Source organism: Nostoc sp. KVJ20 (assembly GCF_001712795.1).
GTDB lineage: Bacteria > Cyanobacteriota > Cyanobacteriia > Cyanobacteriales > Nostocaceae > Nostoc.
The window spans coordinates 1-1,524 of sequence record NZ_KV757865.1; the positions used below are offsets into that span (position 1 = coordinate 1).

At 46.3% G+C, this 1,524-nt stretch carries 1 protein-coding gene; it reads right to left on the minus strand.

All coding sequences use genetic code 11. From position 1 onward, the window contains the following. Positions 1 to 56: 56 nt before the first annotated feature. The coding region (locus tag A4S05_RS38350) for an iron uptake porin (protein WP_084227423.1) at positions 57 to 1,524 on the minus strand (1,468 nt) is incomplete at its 5' end.

Sequence of the window (1,524 nt, forward strand, 5' to 3'; positions counted from 1 at the left end):
CCAGGAGAGGTCAACCATATGACACCAGGGGTAATTGAGATGTTATCTGACACGCGCTACTTGTAACAGCCTTGCATGTGATAAGGTACATCATTACCAGTTAAACCTGGTCGGTTAAAGGCATAGGGTTCTGCACCAGCAAAAATACCTAAAACGTTACCCTGTTTACCGAAGTCAGGCAAGGCTATGCCAAGTCCATAACTCCAAGCTTCGTAATCATCATCAGCACCAAAGCCTGTGACATCGTGGTAAGAAACGAAGCCACTAACTGATAGTTTGTCGCTGGGTCGGAAGGCTGCCGATATTCCGTATGAATTACTGGAAGATCCGTCTAGGGCACTTAGGGTGTTAGATTGATTGGTACCTACGACGCGGCTAGTGCCAGTCAAACCACCACCTGCATCAAATAAACCACCACTTCCAGCACCATGATAACCATGAACGTAGGTGGCAGCGATCGCAAAGCGATCGCCAACACTAAAGTTCAACTGTCCCAGAGCTGCATAGTTACCTTCCAACAAACCTTGACTTACTCCAGGATTATTAGCATTTGACGCTAAGTAGCCTACAGTCAGTGAACTTGGTTTCAAAAAGCTACCACCGCTACCAAAAGGTAAAGTCAGTGCTGCACCAGCACCACCACCAATCCGATAGATGGGGCTTTCAGAAGCAAAGGTAGACAATGCACCATTACCACCATCAAAGTCCTCAAAGTAAGGATTGTTGGTGGCAGCATAATCGCTATGAATACCTCCGGTGGCCGCAAAGTAAGCTTGGGCTGGGCCTATGGGTACGTAATACGCCAGCCAGTCTATAACGACACTGTTATTGGTACTTCCACCGTTGAGTTGAAAGGTTTGTGTGCCTTCAGCAGTACCATCAATCAGAACATCGTCATTCCCTATTTGACTAAATGCTGTTGCATTACCAGCTGAAAGACGGGTGTGTAAAACGTCTTTACCCGTAAAGCTGCTTTGCAAGTCTAAACGTACCCTATCTTGGAAGACAGTATTGTTAGCATCGCCAGTATTACCGCCAAAAATGTCAGTAACGGCAAAAATAGCTTCACCCACCAATTTGGTGGTAGTAGAAAACTGATTTGCTTCTAGTTCAGCAGTCCGTGCTTCTAGAGAATCTACTCGACCACGCAGAGTTGCCAATTCTGCCGAGAATTCCTCTTGCAAACGCTGGAGGGTTGCCAAATCCTGTTTTGATACCAAATCAGCGGTTGCTGTCGCAATCAGTTCATTAACTCGATCTAAACAAGCATTCAAACCTGCGGCAAACTCATAACGAGTCAGTGCCCGGTTGCCGCGATAAGTGGAATTTGGGTATCCTGCTATACAGCCGTAGCGTTCAACTAGGGATTGTAAAGCTTGGAATGCCCACTCAGTCGGCTGTACATCAGAATACTGAGAAACTGATGTGACTTGAGACAGTGAATTCTGATTCTTGCCTTCGCTGCTGTAGCGATTAACTTGTTCTAAGACCTGACTTCCATCAGTCTTTGCTTCGGCAAGTAAC